Raw genomic sequence first — 17,024 nt, forward strand, 5'->3', positions numbered from 1 at the left:
TACCGCAAGGATGATTAGCCGTGAATCAAGCGCAAAATGTCGTTATAAGTGACCGCAATCATCAGCAGGAATAACATCGCAAATCCGATGAAATGGACCATGCCTTCCCGGTTCGGATCGATTGGTTTGCCGCGCAGGGCCTCGACCCCCAGGAAAATAAGGCGGCTTCCGTCCAGCGCCGGAATCGGCAGCAAGTTGAAGATCCCCAAATAGAGGCTCAGAATCGCCGCCCAATACGTCAACTGCACGATCCCTTGCTTCGCGATTTGGCCGGTGACCTCGAAGGTACGAACCGGACCTCCCAAATCATCCATGTTAAAGCGGTTGATCAACTGCTGGAATCCGAGGAAAATCGCCTTGGTCGTGTTGACCATACCTTCTCCAGCGACCTGGAACGTCTCTCCAAAGGACGCGCTGCGCGTCGGAAACACCGTGACGATCGTACTTCCGATTTTGCCGTCTTCGTTCTCGGCCCCTTTCGGGGTGATCGTCAGATTCAACGATTCTTCGCCGCGTTTGATCGTCCACGTCATCGGCTTGTTCTTCGAAGCCTGGATCATTTCGATCATTTTATTCGCATCGGTCCCCACCGGAGTTCCGTTGATCGTTTCGATGATATCGCCTGTTTTCAAACCTACTTCCTCAGCCGGCATTCCCTTCATCACCTCGCCGATTTGCAGGTGGCTCGGTTGATCCAGCGGAATCCCCGCCATTTGCGTGTGCAGAGCAAACAGTACGAAAGCCAAGATAAAGTTCATCAGCGGGCCCGCAAAAATCGAGAGCGCACGTTGACCCACGGTTTTGCTGCCGTACTGCCGGTCTCTGGGCGCAATTTGCGTCTCTTTGCCTTTCGCCACCATCATAGCTTGCGGGTGTACTTGATAAGTCACCGTCTCGCCGTCCACGTCCAGCCGTATCACAAGATCATCTTCGAGATCGATATGCTGCACTTCGCCGCGGATCACGTTCTTGCGGCTGTCCAGTCGATCCAGATAAATCTTCCGAACCTGATCGTTTTCCTGACGTATGGCGATGGTTTGTCCGTCCGAAATTTGAACCAGCTCCGGATCCTCGCCCGCCATTCGCGCGTAACCGCCGAAAGGAAGCAATCGCAAGGTAAACTGGGTCTCGTCCCGCTTGAAAGACAGCAGCTTGGGTCCAAACCCGATGGCAAACTCCCGTACCAATATGCCGGCACGCTTCGCAAAGAAGTAGTGCCCCCATTCATGCACCGTAACGATGACGAAAAACATGAGCACCGTCAAAAATATGATTTTCAGCAATTCCAAGCGTAAGCATCCCCCTTCTGGCCACGGATCGTCCAATGTTACTTTAGATTAATATATTCTCCGATCAGGCACAAGAGAATACCGCCACCCTCAGCTTTTGATCACGAAGCTTGGCAATGAAGCGATTTCGGCGTCGAATCTTGCATTCAGCCGGGCCTTCCGCTGCTCACGTAGGATTTACCTACGCTGCGCTGCTCAGTCCCTAGCTTCACCCAACCTTCTCGGTGCTGAAAAGCTGAACCTTTTGATCACGAAGCTCAGCAATGAAGCGATTTCGGCGTCGAATCTTGAACTCAGCCGGGCCAAGCGGATGCTTCCGAAGCATGTTTCCTGCGGAAACATTTTAGCTGCTCACGTAGGATTTACCTACGCTGCGCTGCTCAGTCCCTAGCTTCATCCAACCTTCTCGGTGCTGAAAAGCTGAACCTTTTGATCACGAAGCTCAGCAATGAAGCAGTCTCGGCGTCGAATCTTACATTCAGCCGGGCCTTCCGGCTTACAGCTTCTCAGCCAAGGCTCTGGCCCAACGGTCCGCCTCGCGAATCGTGTCCAAATCCGGCTCCGACTGCACTTCATGCTTGGCTAAAGCCGTTTCAATAATCGTCTCGATCTGCAAGAACGGAATCTCGCCTTGCAAGAAGCGGGCGACGGCCACTTCATTCGCAGCATTGTAAACGCTGGTTGCCGTACCTCCTATTTTACCACACTCATAGGCCAGTCTTAAACAAGGGAACCGATCGAAGTCCATCTCGCGAAAATGCAGCTTCCCGACCTCCGCCAGCGACAAACGTTTCGCGGCCGATGTCCAGCGGTGCGGATAGGTAAGCGCGTATTGGATCGGTACGCGCATATCCGGCGTACCCAGTTGGGCAATTACGCTGCCGTCACGATATTCAACGAAGGAGTGGATAATGCTCTCCGGGTGCAGGAGAACCCCGATTTGTTCAAAAGGAAGCCCAAACAGCCAATGAGCTTCGATCACTTCCAATCCTTTGTTGACCATCGTGGCGGAATCGATCGTGATTTTGGCTCCCATCGCCCAATTAGGGTGCTTGAGCGCATCTTCCACCGTAACGTCCCGCAACTGCTCCCGCGTTAAATCGCGAAATGAACCGCCGGAAGCCGTCAATGTGATTTGACTTACCTCCTGAGGATGCTCACCGTTCAGGCATTGAAAAATGGCCGAATGCTCGCTGTCAACGGGGAGCAGCGACACGCCTTTACGCCGGGCCAGCTCGGTTACGAGATGTCCCGCCGTCACCAGCGTTTCCTTGTTCGCCAAGGCGATATGCTTGCCTTCCTCGATCGCCGCCAATGTAGCGGGCAGCCCTGCGCTTCCGACGATAGCCGTTACAACGGTATCGGCATCGGTTCCCGCCGCCACCTCAACCAGCCCCTGATCGCCATAGTAAAGTTCGACACCCGCAGGAAGCTGCGGACGGATCCGATCAGCCAGTTCTTTTGTCGCCACAGATGCCTTCTTGGGCCGAAACTCCTGTACCTGCCGGGCAAACAACTCGATATTGCTGCCCGCCGCCAATCCTTCCAGCCGGAACTCCTCGGGAAATGACCGAAGGACATCCAGCGTTTGCGTGCCAATGGAACCGGTCGAGCCGATCAAAGCGATTTTCTTCATGCTGCACCTCGTGTAATAAGTAATACGAATCCCACACTCGATCCACCTCGCTCACAACGGAACTCAGCGACCTTATCCCCCTATTTCCCGACTATTTCCCGCCGTAACGGAACCTAGGGACCTTATTTAGCTCAAACAGCAGCCTACTCAGACAATTTGGGGCAAATAGCGGCACTGTATTCCGTTAGCATCAATCTTCCGTACAAACAAGACAAATAGCGTCTCTGGGTTCCGTTAGGCAACGGGCTCCAGCAGAACCCGCATCTCGCGGCTGAGTAACTCAGCGTGCGATTCGGCTACGTGAGCAGCTAAAATGTTTCCGCAGGAAACATGCTTCGGAAGCATCCGCTTGGCCCGGCTGAATCCAAGATTCGACGTCGTGTCCGCTCCCTTGTCCCCCATCGTGCTGGGAAGCCGATTTGAAATCCTCCAATTCAATCAAGATTTCAAATCGGGTTTTCAGCACCGAGAAGGTTGAATGAAGCTAGGGACTGAGCAGCGCAGCGTAGCTGGAGGCTACGTGAGCAGCTAAAATGTTTCCGCAGGAAACATGCTTCGGAAGCATCCGCTTGGCCCGGCTGAATTCAAGATTCGATGCCGAGTCCGCTTCGTTGTCCCTCCTTCGTGCTGGGAAGCCGATTTGAAATCCTCCTTGTTAAGGAAGGAGGGTTAGGATATGTATGAACGGGAATACCGCGATCCAACTATCGCAACGGTCCAAAATCCCCCCATGGCCGGGCAACAGCTTGCCCGAATCCTTGATGCCGTAGGCCCGCTTGTATGCCGATTGGATGAGATCGCCAAATTGGCCAACCACCGCAGCCGAGATCCCCAGCAGCACCGCTCGTCCAACCATAAGCAATCCACCGGAGGCGAACGCAAAGAGGACGGCGACGATGACGGCCAGCAATACTCCGCCCAGCGCTCCTTCCACGGTTTTGTTCGGGCTGATCGCAGGCCACAGCTTATGCTTGCCGAAGCGCCGGCCGGTGAAATAAGCCCCGGCATCGCTGCTCCAGATCGCCGCCAGCATCAGGAATGTCCAGAACAGGCCATGCCCATCCGCCGTATTGCGCGTTTCCGCAATCGCCGCAAATCCGATGCCGACATAAACCATACCTAAATACAGCATGGCGACCTGACCGATCGGCATTTCATTTTTGCTGATTACCGTAACGGCCAAGAAGAGCAACATCCCTAACCACAGCACCGCAGAGTCGCCTAGCGGTTGGGCGAGATCGAGCAGCCTCCACGGAAACGTCAGGTAGACTACGCCAAGGTAACCCAGGATGGCCGGGGCCTGGAAAGCCGGAATGCGGGTCATTCGCACAAATTCGTAATATCCGATTAGAGCCATTAGCATAATAAGTACATGATAGAGGGTTCCGCCCAACCAGCACATTCCGAGGAAAAAGCCGCCGGCGATGATGCCCGTAATCAACCGCTGTTTCACCAGTCCACACCTTCCATCGCTAGGTTAATCCACCGTACCTCCGTGTGCGGCGCTGATACTCCGCCACCGCCTGAACCAAATGCTCCTTACTGAAATCCGGCCACAAGATATCCGTAAACCAAAGTTCGCTATACGCCGTCTGCCAGAGCATAAAATTACTCAACCTCAACTCTCCGCTCGTACGAATCAGCAAGTCGGGTTCAGGCAACCCGGCGGAAAGCAGCCTGGATTCGAGGGTCTCCGAGGTAATGTCTTCCACCGAGAGCTCCCCGGACTGAACGGCCTTGACGATATCTTTGACGCTTTCCGTAATTTCGCGGCGGCTGCCGTAATTCAGGGCAAAATTCAAGATCAAGCCGGTATTGTGCTTCGTCCGCTCAATCGCTTCCTCCATGGCGGCAATCGTATGCTTGGGCAGTTCATCCGTGTGTCCCATCATCCGGACCTGGACGTTTTTTTCTATCAATTCATCCAGTTCAATGGCCAGAAACTCTTGCGGAAGCGACATCAGGTAATCCACTTCATCCTTCGGCCGTTTCCAGTTTTCCGTAGAGAAAGCATACAGCGTCAAAATGGAAATACCAAGTTCGTCCGCCGCTATCGTTGCCCGCTTGACGGCCTTCATCCCTGAGCGATGGCCGACGATTCGCGGTAAACCGAGCCTGCGCGCCCATCTTCCGTTTCCGTCCATGATAATAGCGACATGTGTCGGGATATTGTCCGGGGACAGGCTGACGGATGTCCCAGGATTCCTCTTTTTCCGCCAGGGTTGAAATAACTTGATCATTCCTTTTCCTCCAGCCGATGATGAAAAAGAGACAAAACCCCACCGTAATAGGAGGGGCCGCTTTATGTCTCTTAAACTTCCATGATCTCTTTTTCTTTCGCAGCGAGGACCTTATCCACTTCCGCGATAAACTTATCCGTAGTTTTCTGAATGTCCTCCTGATGCCGGCGCGATTCGTCTTCAGAAATATCGGTTTTCTCCAGCTTCTTGATGTCATCGTTGGCATCGCGGCGGATGTTGCGGATCGCAACCTTCGCTTCTTCGCCGAACTTCTTCGTCATCTTCACGAGCTCAACCCGGCGTTCTTCAGTTAGAGCCGGGATGGACAAGCGGATCGAAGTCCCATCATTCGCCGGGGTTAACCCGAGATCGGACTTCTGAATCGCTCGCTCGATTTCCGACAAGGAAGATTTGTCCCAAGGCTGGATCATCAACGTCCGGGAATCCGGCGTGTTGATGTTGGCCAACTGGTTGATCGGGGTCGGCGAGCCGTAGTAATCAACCTGAATGCGATCAAGCAGCGAAGGCGTAGCTCTTCCGGCACGCAGCGTCGCCAGGTCTCTCTTCAAGGCCTGGATCGCTTTGTCCATACGTTCTTCGGCATGTTTCTTAATCGTTTGCGGCATTAATCTACACTCCCTTTGACGATCGTCCCGATTTTCTCACCGAGAACGACGCGCTTAATGTTCCCTTGTTCTGTAATAGCAAACACGATCAACGGGATATCATTGTCCATGCACAGCGAGGACGCTGTGGAGTCCATGACTCCCAGGTTTTTGTTCAACACATCCAAATACGTGAGCGTTTCATACTTCACCGCGTTTGGATCTACGAACGGATCCGCAGAGTATACGCCATCCACTTTATTCTTCGCCATCAGGATGACTTCCGCCTCAATTTCAGCAGCACGCAAGGCTGCCGTCGTGTCCGTGGAAAAGAATGGATTACCCGTGCCCGCGGCAAAAATCACGACCCGGCCCTTCTCTAGATGGCGGATCGCCCGACGCCGGATGTACGGTTCGGCGATTTGCTGCATCGCAATCGAGGTTTGCACCCGGGTAGGCACCTCGATCTGCTCAAGCGCATCCTGCAGAGCCAGGGAATTCATCACCGTGGCAAGCATCCCCATATAGTCTGCGGTGGCACGGTCAATCCCTTTGGCGCTGCCGGCAATCCCGCGCCAAATGTTGCCGCCGCCGCATACAATGGCTACCTGCACGCCCAGCTCGACGACCTCCTTCACCTGCTCAGCGATGGATGCAATCGTCTCGGCGTCGATGCCGTAACCGTTCTGGCCGGCTAATGATTCCCCGCTGACCTTTAAGACAACACGTTTAAACACTGGCTGTTCCAAATGTATACCTCCACATCGAACTCATTCGCGGGTTAAAAAAGAAGGAACACGGCGTGTTCCAACTTTCCTTCACAAGGTTGTGAGATGGTTTGTTTATTTGTTGACTTGGGACATAACTTCTTCTACAAAGTTGTCCACTTTCTTCTCCAAGCCTTCGCCGAGCTCGTAGCGGGCGAACCGACGAATCGTGATGTTTTCGCCGATCGTGCTGATTTTTTCTTTCAGCAGTTGCTCAATGGTTTTGTCCGGATCTTTCACGAAAGGTTGCTCCAACAAGCAGAACTCTTCGTAGTACTTGCCGATACGGCCTTCGACCATTTTCTCCACGATTTTCTCCGGTTTGCCTTCATTCAAGGCTTGAGCTTTCAGGATTTCCTTCTCTTTCTCAAGTTCCTCTTGCGGAACTTCTTCCCGACGCACATAACGCGGGCTCATCGCAGCGATGTGCATGGCAATGTCGCGAGCAAATTCCTTGAATTGTTCGTTCTTCGCAACGAAGTCCGTTTCACTGTTGATCTCAACCAGAACGCCGATGCGGCCCCCTGCGTGGATATAAGATTCAACAACCCCTTCTGTAGCGATCCGGCCCGCTTTATTTGCAGCGGCAGCCAAACCTTTTTCACGCAAAAGCTCAATCGCTTTCGTCATATCGCCGTTGGCTTCTTCCAACGCCTTTTTGCAATCCAGCATCCCCGCGCCGGTTTTTTCACGTAGTTCCTTGACCGATTTTGCATCAACAGCCATGTTAAATTCCCTCCATATCGATATATAGGGGTACTCCCCTTCAATTCTTAAGGCATAAAACCATCCGCGTATGTAATAACATCGTAAGGACCGGGCGATTTTATACCGTCATCTTCACTTTAAAAAAAGGGTAGTGAGAGGTTTGACACCTACCAACCACCCTTTTCATTTAATTTATCGATTTAGCGTAAGGCCTAAGCCATTAAGCCGTCGTTTGCTCGCCTTGATGAGCTTCGATCACGGCATCCGCCATTTTACCCGTCAACAGCTTCACGGCGCGAATCGCGTCGTCGTTACCCGGAATGACGTAGTCGATTTCGTCCGGATCGCAGTTCGTGTCGACGATCCCTACAATCGGGATACCCAATTTGCGGGCTTCGGCAACCGCGATGCGTTCTTTGCGAGGATCGATGACGAACAATGCGCTTGGCAAGCCCTTCATGTTCTTGATCCCGCCCAGGAATTTCTCAAGACGTTCTTTCTCTTTGCGAAGAATGATAACTTCCTTCTTCGGCAATACGGAGAACGTGCCGTCTTCTTCCCAAGTTTCCAGTTGTTTCAAACGGTCGATTCGTTTTTGAATCGTTTGGAAGTTAGTCAGCGTACCGCCGAGCCAACGTTGGTTAATGTAGAATTGACCCGCACGTTCCGCTTCTTCCTTCACGGAGTCTTGAGCTTGTTTCTTCGTGCCTACGAACAGAATGGTACCATTCTCTTCCGCAACGCTCTTAACGAAGTTATAAGCCTCTTCTACTTTCTTGACCGTCTTCTGCAGGTCAATGATATAAATGCCGTTTCTTTCGGTGAAGATATAACGATCCATTTTCGGGTTCCAGCGACGAGTCTGGTGACCGAAGTGAACGCCTGCTTCAAGCAGTTGTTTCATGGAGATTACTGCCATCTTCACGCACCTCCTAAGTTTGGTTTTTTTGATGCTTCCTCCGCAGGTTTCATTTCCCGCCAAGACTCCCTTTATTCGAAAAAGCGAGCACCCTCAGCGAAATCATCCTGCGTGCGTTATAACACCGTCAATTACTATACCATAAGTAAAAAGGGGATGCAACCGAAGTTTGACGTAAATTGGCGGCAATATAAAAAGGCACTCGAGGTGCCCTTTTATGCGTTAACCCTTATTTCCCGGAAGCCCTCGGCGAGATTTTCGAGATGATGGAGTCAAAGTCCTCGCCCACTTCGAAAGTGTACGTTCCGGCACGCACTTTGTAGTTAATCTTCTTGGATACGGCCGTCTTCAGAAACGAACTTTTGTCCGCGATCACTCCCGCCTGCTCCAAGCCTTGAGCTACGCCCTCTAACGTCGTCCCTCCGACGATCTTGTATTCCACCGTCGTCGGCTGAGGTGAAGTCGGCTGGTTGCCTCCCTCCGCTTGGGGGGTGACAGGGGTTTCGGGAGTCTTCGGCACTTCAGGCTGCACCGGGTCGTCCGGGGTTGCCGGAGTGTCGCCCGCCCCGTCCGCAGACGTACCCGAAGCTTGGCCGGAACGTTCCCGCCATTCTTCCTCCGTCAACAGCTCTTGGTCCACCTCCACAACCTTCAGGCCAGCCAGTATGGCGGCACGTTCAATCTGCTCCTTCGTATGCAACTCTTTGTTGCCGCCTTGTCCAATCAGCATCAACTGAAGAAGCAAGGCTCCGGCGATGAGTCCGCACCCCAAACCCAGCATAAACTGGCGGTTCTTCATCATCGGGACTCCTCCTTCTTGGCCAATTGCAGAATCAACTGGACCTCGCCGCGCTGAAGCCCCATCGTTTTGGCGATCATATCGATCGATTTCCCTTTGCCATACAACTCGAACAGCTCGGGATATCGATCCCGAACCTGTTCTTTGGCCGGCTCCGGTTCCGCCGGGATCGGCGTCGAGTCCACAGCAGCAGGCAGGCTTTCGGACTCCGCAGCAGCCGCGGCGACCGCAGCTTCAACCTGAGGAGGCGTCGTTTGAGGCGTTGTCCCCTGCTCCAAAGCCGCAGCGCTAGCCGACTTCTCCAACATGGCGTTTTCCAGAAGAGCCAGCCGAGCCTCCCCCTGCTTCGCAGTAGCCTCGGCATCCCCCAGACGCCGACGCAGCTCGGCAATTTGCTCCTGCTGTGCCAGCTGCTTGGAGACGAAATCCTGCTTCATCTGTGCAACCATATCGATCAATTCTTGGTTTTCATTTTCGATTTCCGCCATGTACTGCTCCAAAGTGGCTTCCAGCTCTTTGGTCATGTCCGCTTTAGGTGCCGCGGATTGCCGTCCCGGAAGCAACAGGGCATAAACAAGCGCCGCTGCCCCAAGCAATACGATGTAAAACCAAGGCTCTCCAAATGACAATGTAATCCTCACCTTTGTGCGTTGATGTGGTCTTTACTATAAAGACAGATCGATATGCTTGCCCTTATAGGGATGTTCCGCCTTCTGCTCCTGCCCCTGCTCATCCGGCTTGTCCCCGGAGCTGCCGTGCTCCTGTTCCCGCGCGGAAGAACCATTTCCTTCCCGCCTTACCGTCGTATTATGGGCGCTTTCATCCACGCCGGCACTGCGCCGGCGCTCTATCTCGCCGTCCTTTAGGGCTTGAACCGATAATAGACTTTGGTCGAGAAGAGGTCGATGCTGCTGATCATGCTGAACACGTCCCGCTTCGTTGGTCCGGGGGACTGCGATTTGCATTTCCACGGATTTCATATTCATAGGATCACCTCATTCAAAACGAAGGATGGATAATTCGATTATATCGTTCCTATGGGTGCCTGATCTAAACGTATGCCGACATGGAAATATCCCCTTCGCTATGGTAAAAGGACATTCGCGAAATGGGCTCTTTAATATACTTGGTGTATCTCCCAATAACGATTTTGGATCCGCCGTAAATCATCTTTAGCACATCAACCCGTGCCTTACCGGTATCCTCAAGCGCCTTTTCTATGGTTAGCATGCGTTCCTTCATCAAGTTCAGTTCCTGCATGTGAGATTTCTTGGTCATATTGAGCTTCGAGCGCATCTCAACCTTATCGGGGGTCAACTTCCCCATGGAAGCAAGCTGATCCAGTAAAGTAAGCGCCTTCTCAGTTTTGTCTACGTTCGCCAGCTGATCCTTGACCTGCTGCCGCAGGTTCTGCAGCTCGTTCCTTAGCTCAGGTAAGGCCCCGACTTCAATTGAGGTCGCTGTCGACATGGGGTTTCCAATCACTCGTGCGATTACCTTCTCGCCGGCCTGAATGTTGCCCCCCACGATCAGCCCTTTGGCACCGCTGCAAATCACATCTCGTCCGGCGCGAATATTGGAGTGCATAATGCTCTGCGACACGATCACGTCTTCGCCCGCCTGAACGTTGCCGTCCTGAATGAACGAGCTTTTGACGTTATATTGCGATTTAATCAATCCTTTGTTGTATCCGATAATACCTCCGGTGATTTCGATAGACCCTTCCGCAAACAATTCAGCCCCTTCAACCCCGCCAACGACGCGAATGTCCCCGGCAGCGCTGATTCGAAACCCCGTGAGCACATTTCCGCGGACAACGACCGTTCCAACGAAATCGATATTCCCGATACTGTAATCCACGTCTCCGTTAATTTCATAAACCGGGAACACATTCAGCTTGCCTTTATCCGTTCGCGTGACCAGGCCGTCAATGGCGGCATACATCGCCGTCTGCTCAGGGTTCAATACCACGTTCTTCCCCACTTTAAAACGAGCCTCTTTCCCCTCCCTGCAGGGGATCGACTCCCCCGTCACCGCCGTGCCGGGACGACCCGGAACCGGAGGCACGAGCTCCGCGATCAGTTGACCTTTGCGGATATTGTTTAGCCGCGTAACATCCTTTAAATCCACTTTGCCGTCTTCCGATTCAACGGGCCGATGCTGATTGTCATCGTCAAGAGAAATCGCATAGCGGATGAATCCGTTCTCCCCATGAATCGGTTCTTGACCCATGGCAATCGGTGTTTTGCTGAAAAAATACTCTTTAGGATTCGCTGCGAAACGCTTGACGATATCCTCCTGAACCCCATATTTCAGGCCCTCACTTCTCAGGAATTGAAGCAGCGCATCCGCCGTACAGGTAAAATCATCGTCCTTCTTCAGAAACTGCAGATAGGCCACCGTCTTATCATCGTTCAGCGTCACACTCAGGATTTGCTTTAGATCATCCAGAAGCTCCACGTTGCCGTTCCTCCCTCCATCATACACTCGCTTAAAATAACCCGTTAGTCTTCACGCATCAACAGATCACGCTGTTTCTCCAAGCTGCCGCGAAGGCGCAAGATCGCCTTGGAATGAAGCTGTGAAATCCGCGAAGGCGATAAAGACATGACCTCGGCGATTTCGCTCAAGGATAAATCCTCGTAATACAACAGGGAGACGACCGTGCGTTCTTTCTCGGTCAACTTCTCAATTCCTTTGGCGAGGGAATCGCGCAAATAAAACTCCCTGACTTTATAATCCGGGTTTTTTGCTTTTTCGTCAACGAGTAATGTAAGACGAGTCTCCGATTCTTCTTCTCGGATCGGATCTTCCAGGGAACAAAGCGTCATGACAGCGACTTCTTGGAGCATGCTTTGAAATTCCTTCTCGCTGATATTTAAATAGGAGCTCATCTCAGAATCGGTGACGGAGCGAAGATATTGCTGCTCCAAATGCTGGTACCCCTCTTCGATTTTCTTGGCTTTCTCTCTCACGGATCGGGGAACCCAATCCCCTTGCCGCAGGCCGTCCAAAATGGCGCCCCGAACCCGCCACGAGGCATAGGTTTCAAATTGAAGTCCCCGTTTGTAATCAAACTTTTCGACGGCATCAATTAATCCCATCACCCCGTTGCTGGCGAGATCGTCTTTGGACACGTTCTTGGGCAACCCGACGGCGAGACGTCCTGAAACGTAGTCGACAATAGGAAGATGCTTCTCGATAAGTTGTTTCTTGGCCTCTAAATCGCCGAACTCTTTCCAGCGTTCCCAAAGGTCAGCATGATTCAGAGTGGATGTCTTCCGCTCGTTCAATTGCCTTCACCCTCCTTATTGTTCTGTCAGGTGACGAACGATCTTAACCAGCTCTTCAGGATCTTGGTCGTCAGGTGTCTTCACTAATTTTGGCGGATTCAGCGGTGCAAATTGCATCTCTGCATCCGAGGCGGCTGGAGCAGGCTTCAACAGATCGTTCAACTGCTCACTTTCATCCGGTGTCATCAAGTCGAGATTGCCGCCTTTACCTGCTTCGGGCGCGACACCCGTCTCAGGAGAGGAAGCAAACTCTCCCGGCATTTCCTTCAGGAACCCCAGCATCCAGCTGGCTGCAAACGCAAGCAGAAACCAGACGGCAAAAGAGATGAGACCGCGAATGAAGCTGGTCATGAACAAATTGTTCCCCGCCGAAACAGCAAACGTAATAAGAAAACCGATAAAGCCGGACAACAAGTAATATCTCAATTTTCCTGGCATGGCTACAATTCCTTTATCCCCATTTGTACACTACGCACATATAAGATTCCCGTCATGCTGTCCAATTCGATCGTACGGCCATAGTTGCCGCCCGTATCCTCCGCGAGCAAAGGAATGCCGAGCTCGGACAGCTGCTGCTTGCAAGATTCTGCATTTCGCGGACCAATCCGCATCGAGTCGCCGCCGCTGGCAAAGGTAAACATTTGTGAACCGCCAGCCATCTTAGCGACCAGACGACCAGGCGCCGCGCCAAGCTCCAGCAATTTCCGGTAGAGGGCTGGAATGGCGGTGTCCGCATACTTGGCGATATTCAACGCCCCTTCCCGGGCGATCTCTGAGGAAGGCAGCATCACATGTGCAAGACCGGCAATTTGGAGCTGCGGGTCATATAAGGTCAGTCCTACACAGGAGCCCAGGCCGGTTGTTCGTATCAATCCCTGCTGAGTAATGACATTCAACTCGGCCATGCCTACCTTGACGATATACTGCTCATCGATCATGATCGATCGGTACTCCAAGCGCTGCAAAGATTTTGGCGAATGAATCCGGATCAGGAATGAGGAAGAATTGTCCTTCCACCTCGTGATGACCCTCAATGAAGGTCGTATCAATCAGCAGGGCGGAATCCCCCATTTCACCAAACTGCAGGAGTCCGTAACTTAATATCGCCCCTGCCATATCAAGGGCCAAGGCTGGAACGGTTGGCGACATGGACAGAGAAGTGAAATCGACCAACGAAGACAAATACGAGCCGGCCAAGATGTTTCCAATTTCCGATAGCGCCGACCATTCCATCTCCGAGAAGGTTTCTTCATTATCCACGGTGATGCCGGCCAACCGATGCAGCAGCTTCTTCGCGGCTTCCGGGCTCAGGATGAAGAACAGGTTGCCCGGCGCATCGCCTTCCACGCGGAAGAACACCGCCAGCACCAGGTTCTCCGCACCTCCGACGCGATCCGCAATCGCTTCGAACGGGAGCATCTGGACCTTCGGAACGGCCATATCGATCGGCTTGTCCAGCAGCTTGGACAGCGCAGTGGCGGCATTTCCCGCGCCGATATTGCCAACTTCCTTCAAAATGTCCATTTTGAAGTCTTCGAACCCTTTAAACAAATCCACGGTTTTAGCCCTCTAAGCTTTCCAATTGAATGATTTCCTTCCGGCTCAGCACTTCAGACAGGTTCAGCATGACGAGCAAACGTTCCTCGGAAATGCGGGCTACGCCGTGAAGGTATTTGGCTTTGATGCCCCCAACTACATCCGGCGGCGAGTCAATCAGATCGGAATTCAAATCGATGACGTCATTGGCGGAATCAACAATGAATCCCACTTCCATCTCGTTCGCCGATACGATGATGATCCGGGTTTGATCGGTGTATTCGGCCTCCGGCAGTCCGAAGCGGCCGCGCAGATCGATGACCGGAATCACGACGCCGCGCAGGTTAATCACCCCTTTGACAAACGCATACGTTTTGGGAACGCGGGTGATCGGCATCATGCGCTCGATCGTTTGGACCTTGTCCACGTCGATGCCGTATTCCTCATGACCCAATTTAAAAACGATGACTTTCAATTCCTCTCCCATGTGGAAACCCTCCTTAGAGTGTAAAACTGGCCTTATTTAATGAAAGCATTCGGATCGATGATGAGTGCCACTTGACCGTCGCCCAGGATCGTTGCTCCGGCGACGCCTTGCACCGACGGCAGGTACTTGCCCAGATTCTTAATGACGATTTCGCTTTGGCCGATGAAATCCTCCACCGTTAAGGCAGCCAACCGGTCTCCCTTGCGGATGACGACGATCTCCGTCTCCTCTTCATCGTTCTCCGAGAAGCCGGGAATCTCAAACAGCTTGGCGAGCGACATTAATGGAATATGAGTATCCCGATAAGCCACCATCGTATAACCGTGCACTTCGCGGACCTGATCGCGCCGGATCAAGCCGGTTTCGACGATCGAGGACAACGGGATCGCATATTTCTCCGTCCCGACCTTAATGAGCATGGCCGAGATAATCGATAAGGTCAACGGAAGCTGAACCGAGAATTTCGTTCCGGAGCCCAGTTTCGATTCCACCGACACCACGCCGCTGAGGGATTCGATTTTGGATTTAACGACATCAAGTCCAACGCCGCGTCCGGAAATGTCGGAGATCACCTCTGCCGTACTAAAGCCCGGAGCGAACAGCAGCATGAATACCTGCTCGTCCGTCATGGAAGCCGCTTCACTTTCCTTCACGACGCCGTTTTTGAGCGCCTTCTGCAACACCTTATTGCGGTCGATGCCATGTCCGTCGTCCTCGATTTCGATAAACACATGGTTACCGCTATGAAAAGCTCGAAGCTGAACGGTCCCGGTTTCCGGCTTGCCTGCGGCAATCCGTTCGGCCGTCGATTCCACTCCGTGGTCAACGGCATTGCGCAGCAGATGCACGAGCGGATCGCCGATTTCGTCGATGACGGTGCGGTCCAGTTCGGTCTCCGCACCCACGATGTTCAAATCGATTTTCTTGTCGAGCGATTTCGCCAAGTCGCGAACCATCCGCGGGAAGCGGTTGAACACCGTATCGATCGGCACCATCCGCAATTTCAGCACGATGTTCTGCAGATCGCTGCCCACGCGGCTCATGTGTTCCACCGTTTCGGTCAAATCGCTGCGTTTCACTTCCTCCGCGAGTTGCTCCAACCGGGCGCGATCGATCAACAGCTCGCTGAGCAAGTTCATCAATACGTCGAGGCGGTCGATATCCACCCGAATCGTCCGGGACGGGGCGGAAGCTCCCGCACTTGAGCGTGCGTTAGATTTAGCATCGGCTGCCGCTGCCGGTTTGGCCGGAGCCGATTCGCTTGGAGCAGATCCGGCTGCAGGCGCTGGGGCTTCGGCAGCGGCGGCTGTCTCCTTCGCTCCAGAGGTCACCTGTGCCAGCGTCTCATGGTCCAGCGGTGCAACCTGAGCCGATTCGATTTCCGACAGATTCAAAATCATGCTTTGAATCTCGGCAGTCTCTTTTTGGGTTATGTAATAAAGGGAGAATCTGCGGTCAAATTTCTCCTGTTCGATTTCTTGAACGGACGGCGAGGATTTCACGATTTCCCCGTATCTTTCCAGAAGGTCAAAGACGAGGTAGGCGCGAGCGGCTTTCAGCTGGCAATCTTCCCGAATAGCTACCTCGATGTACATCACTTTGTGGCCTTCCGTAATGGATTGCTCCAGAACGGAGAATTGATATTGATCCAGCTGGATGGCGGAAGTGCCGGTAGCCTCGGCTCCGGATGCTGCCGGCTTGCTTGCCGCCGAGCTTCCGCCTCCTGCGAAATCCCCGCGTACGATCGACTGCAGCGAAGCGACGATCTCGCTGACATCCGCTTTGCCTTGGCCGCCTTGAGTAATGTCCTGCACCATCATTTGCAGGGCATCCAGGCTCTTAAACAGAGTGTCGAATATGAACTCCTGCATTTTCAGCTTCTCGTTCCGCACCAGGTCCAATACGTTTTCCATCTGGTGCGTAAGCGAAGACAAATCCTCGAACCCCATCGTCGCCGCCATCCCCTTCAGGGTATGGGCCGACCGGAAGATCACCTGAACGATGCTGATATCGTCAGGGTTGTTCTCCAGCTCCAGCATTTTTTCGTTTAATGATTGCAAATGATCGTTCGACTCATCGATAAACATGGATAAATACTGATTCATGTCCATGGTGAGGCACCTCCTCCAAGAGATTCCGTTATTTCACAACTTGTACTAGCTTGGGGCCAATTTCGTACAGCGGCAATACATGACTGACGCATTTCAGTTCGATTGCCGAGCGCGGCATTCCATATACAACGCACGTCTCTTCGCTCTCGGCAATGGTGGAAGTCACGCCAGCGTCATACAGCCGCTTCATGACCCTTGCCCCGTCGCTGCCCATCCCCGTCAGCAGTACGATGTGGCGTTTCAGCGTTTGCAGCGGGAGAAGCGATTCGTACAAGACGTCCACCGAAGGTCGATGTCCGTTGCATAGCTCTGTTTTCGTCAATTGAACGCGATAACCGCCTGCCGGACCAGACACAACGTTCATATGGAAACCTCCCGGAGCAATGTATGCCGTACCCCTTTGCAGCTCCTGGCCTTCCTCCGCCTCAACGACGTTGAGCTCGCATAAGCTGTTCAGCCGTTGAGCCAGCGACTTGGTAAAATTCGGCGGCATATGCTGGACAATAACGATGGGGGCCGGGAAGTCGCCCGGGATCTTCTCCAAGACCGCTTTCAGCGCCTTGGGGCCCCCTGTTGAGGTACCGATCGCAACGAGATCGGTGAACCCGGCCAGAGGGCGTCCGGAACGCGGACG

At 53.1% G+C, this 17,024-nt stretch carries 19 protein-coding genes; all 19 read right to left on the reverse strand.

All coding sequences use genetic code 11. The features are described from left to right. Positions 1 to 14: 14 nt before the first annotated feature. Positions 15 to 1,289, reverse strand: coding sequence for an RIP metalloprotease RseP (rseP, locus tag BN3795_RS17640; RefSeq protein WP_068786015.1), 1,275 nt, complete (start codon positions 1,287 to 1,289; stop codon positions 15 to 17). 496 nt (positions 1,290 to 1,785) lie between these two features. Next, on the reverse strand, positions 1,786 to 2,925 hold the full coding sequence (locus tag BN3795_RS17645) for a 1-deoxy-D-xylulose-5-phosphate reductoisomerase (RefSeq protein ID WP_068786016.1): 1,140 nt from the start codon (positions 2,923 to 2,925) through the stop codon (positions 1,786 to 1,788). A gap of 655 nt (positions 2,926 to 3,580) precedes the next feature. Then, positions 3,581 to 4,378 carry a phosphatidate cytidylyltransferase gene (locus tag BN3795_RS17650; protein ID WP_068786017.1) on the reverse strand — a complete coding sequence of 266 codons (798 nt, stop codon included), beginning with the start codon at positions 4,376 to 4,378 and terminating at the stop codon, positions 3,581 to 3,583. Positions 4,379 to 4,397: 19 nt separating this feature from the next. Continuing rightward, on the reverse strand, positions 4,398 to 5,165 hold the full coding sequence (locus tag BN3795_RS17655; RefSeq protein WP_068786018.1) for an isoprenyl transferase: 768 nt from the start codon (positions 5,163 to 5,165) through the stop codon (positions 4,398 to 4,400). Positions 5,166 to 5,236: 71 nt separating this feature from the next. After that, complete coding sequence (frr, locus tag BN3795_RS17660) at positions 5,237 to 5,791, reverse strand: ribosome recycling factor (protein ID WP_068786019.1); 555 nt, start codon at positions 5,789 to 5,791, stop codon at positions 5,237 to 5,239. Beyond that, positions 5,791 to 6,519, reverse strand: coding sequence for a UMP kinase (gene pyrH, locus BN3795_RS17665; protein WP_068786020.1), 729 nt, complete (start codon positions 6,517 to 6,519; stop codon positions 5,791 to 5,793). The genes frr and pyrH overlap by 1 nt, the downstream gene beginning before the upstream one ends. A 93-nt stretch (positions 6,520 to 6,612) precedes the next feature. After that, a complete protein-coding gene (tsf, locus tag BN3795_RS17670) occupies positions 6,613 to 7,263 on the reverse strand; it encodes a translation elongation factor Ts (RefSeq protein ID WP_068786021.1) in 651 nt (216 codons plus the stop codon). 202 nt (positions 7,264 to 7,465) lie between these two features. After that, positions 7,466 to 8,164, reverse strand: coding sequence for a 30S ribosomal protein S2 (gene rpsB, locus BN3795_RS17675; protein WP_068786022.1), 699 nt, complete (start codon positions 8,162 to 8,164; stop codon positions 7,466 to 7,468). Between the two features lie 229 nt (positions 8,165 to 8,393). Further along, positions 8,394 to 8,966 (reverse strand): hypothetical protein, encoded by a 573-nt coding sequence (locus BN3795_RS17680; RefSeq protein ID WP_068786023.1) that lies wholly within the window; start codon positions 8,964 to 8,966, stop codon positions 8,394 to 8,396. Beyond that, entirely contained in the window at positions 8,963 to 9,592 is a 630-nt protein-coding gene (locus BN3795_RS17685) for a hypothetical protein (RefSeq protein ID WP_068786024.1), read from the reverse strand. Before BN3795_RS17685 ends, BN3795_RS17680 begins: the two co-directional genes overlap by 4 nt. A 36-nt stretch (positions 9,593 to 9,628) precedes the next feature. Further along, on the reverse strand, positions 9,629 to 9,949 hold the full coding sequence (locus BN3795_RS17690; protein ID WP_068786025.1) for a hypothetical protein: 321 nt from the start codon (positions 9,947 to 9,949) through the stop codon (positions 9,629 to 9,631). Positions 9,950 to 10,013: 64 nt separating this feature from the next. Beyond that, a complete protein-coding gene (locus tag BN3795_RS17695) occupies positions 10,014 to 11,423 on the reverse strand; it encodes a DUF342 domain-containing protein (protein WP_068786026.1) in 1,410 nt (469 codons plus the stop codon). A gap of 44 nt (positions 11,424 to 11,467) precedes the next feature. After that, positions 11,468 to 12,256, reverse strand: coding sequence for a FliA/WhiG family RNA polymerase sigma factor (locus BN3795_RS17700; protein ID WP_068786027.1), 789 nt, complete (start codon positions 12,254 to 12,256; stop codon positions 11,468 to 11,470). A gap of 15 nt (positions 12,257 to 12,271) precedes the next feature. Continuing rightward, the gene (locus tag BN3795_RS17705) at positions 12,272 to 12,694 is read right to left on the reverse strand and encodes a hypothetical protein (RefSeq protein WP_068786028.1); all 423 of its coding nucleotides are present in this window, start codon (positions 12,692 to 12,694) and stop codon (positions 12,272 to 12,274) included. Between the two features lie 2 nt (positions 12,695 to 12,696). Next, complete coding sequence (locus BN3795_RS17710; RefSeq protein WP_068786029.1) at positions 12,697 to 13,194, reverse strand: chemotaxis protein CheD; 498 nt, start codon at positions 13,192 to 13,194, stop codon at positions 12,697 to 12,699. Further along, entirely contained in the window at positions 13,184 to 13,780 is a 597-nt protein-coding gene (locus BN3795_RS17715) for a chemotaxis protein CheC (RefSeq protein WP_408635045.1), read from the reverse strand. Before BN3795_RS17715 ends, BN3795_RS17710 begins: the two co-directional genes overlap by 11 nt. A gap of 37 nt (positions 13,781 to 13,817) precedes the next feature. Continuing rightward, a complete protein-coding gene (locus BN3795_RS17720; RefSeq protein WP_059045320.1) occupies positions 13,818 to 14,279 on the reverse strand; it encodes a chemotaxis protein CheW in 462 nt (153 codons plus the stop codon). Positions 14,280 to 14,311: 32 nt separating this feature from the next. Beyond that, positions 14,312 to 16,390: a chemotaxis protein CheA gene (locus BN3795_RS17725; RefSeq protein ID WP_068786031.1), complete on the reverse strand. Its 2,079-nt coding sequence runs from the start codon at positions 16,388 to 16,390 to the stop codon at positions 14,312 to 14,314. Between the two features lie 28 nt (positions 16,391 to 16,418). Then, a partial coding sequence (locus BN3795_RS17730) for a CheB methylesterase domain-containing protein (RefSeq protein WP_198524755.1) occupies positions 16,419 to 17,024 on the reverse strand: 606 nt, incomplete at its 5' end.

Origin of the sequence: Paenibacillus phocaeensis (genome assembly GCF_900021165.1) — a bacterium.
In the GTDB taxonomy this organism is placed as follows: Bacteria; Bacillota; Bacilli; order Paenibacillales; family Paenibacillaceae; genus Fontibacillus; species Fontibacillus phocaensis.

Coding starts and splice junctions, on each gene's coding strand:
- BN3795_RS17645 (WP_068786016.1), bottom strand. CDS start 2,925: ATGAAGAAAATCGCTTTGATCGGCTCGACCGGTTCCATTGGCACGCAA.
- BN3795_RS17655 (WP_068786018.1), bottom strand. CDS start 5,165: ATGATCAAGTTATTTCAACCCTGGCGGAAAAAGAGGAATCCTGGGACA.
- frr (WP_068786019.1), bottom strand. CDS start 5,791: ATGCCGCAAACGATTAAGAAACATGCCGAAGAACGTATGGACAAAGCG.
- tsf (WP_068786021.1), bottom strand. CDS start 7,263: ATGGCTGTTGATGCAAAATCGGTCAAGGAACTACGTGAAAAAACCGGC.
- rpsB (WP_068786022.1), bottom strand. CDS start 8,164: ATGGCAGTAATCTCCATGAAACAACTGCTTGAAGCAGGCGTTCACTTC.
- BN3795_RS17680 (WP_068786023.1), bottom strand. CDS start 8,966: ATGATGAAGAACCGCCAGTTTATGCTGGGTTTGGGGTGCGGACTCATC.
- BN3795_RS17690 (WP_068786025.1), bottom strand. CDS start 9,949: ATGAATATGAAATCCGTGGAAATGCAAATCGCAGTCCCCCGGACCAAC.
- BN3795_RS17705 (WP_068786028.1), bottom strand. CDS start 12,694: ATGCCAGGAAAATTGAGATATTACTTGTTGTCCGGCTTTATCGGTTTT.
- BN3795_RS17710 (WP_068786029.1), bottom strand. CDS start 13,194: ATGATCGATGAGCAGTATATCGTCAAGGTAGGCATGGCCGAGTTGAAT.
- BN3795_RS17715 (WP_408635045.1), bottom strand. CDS start 13,780: ATGGACATTTTGAAGGAAGTTGGCAATATCGGCGCGGGAAATGCCGCC.
- BN3795_RS17720 (WP_059045320.1), bottom strand. CDS start 14,279: ATGGGAGAGGAATTGAAAGTCATCGTTTTTAAATTGGGTCATGAGGAA.
- BN3795_RS17725 (WP_068786031.1), bottom strand. CDS start 16,390: ATGGACATGAATCAGTATTTATCCATGTTTATCGATGAGTCGAACGAT.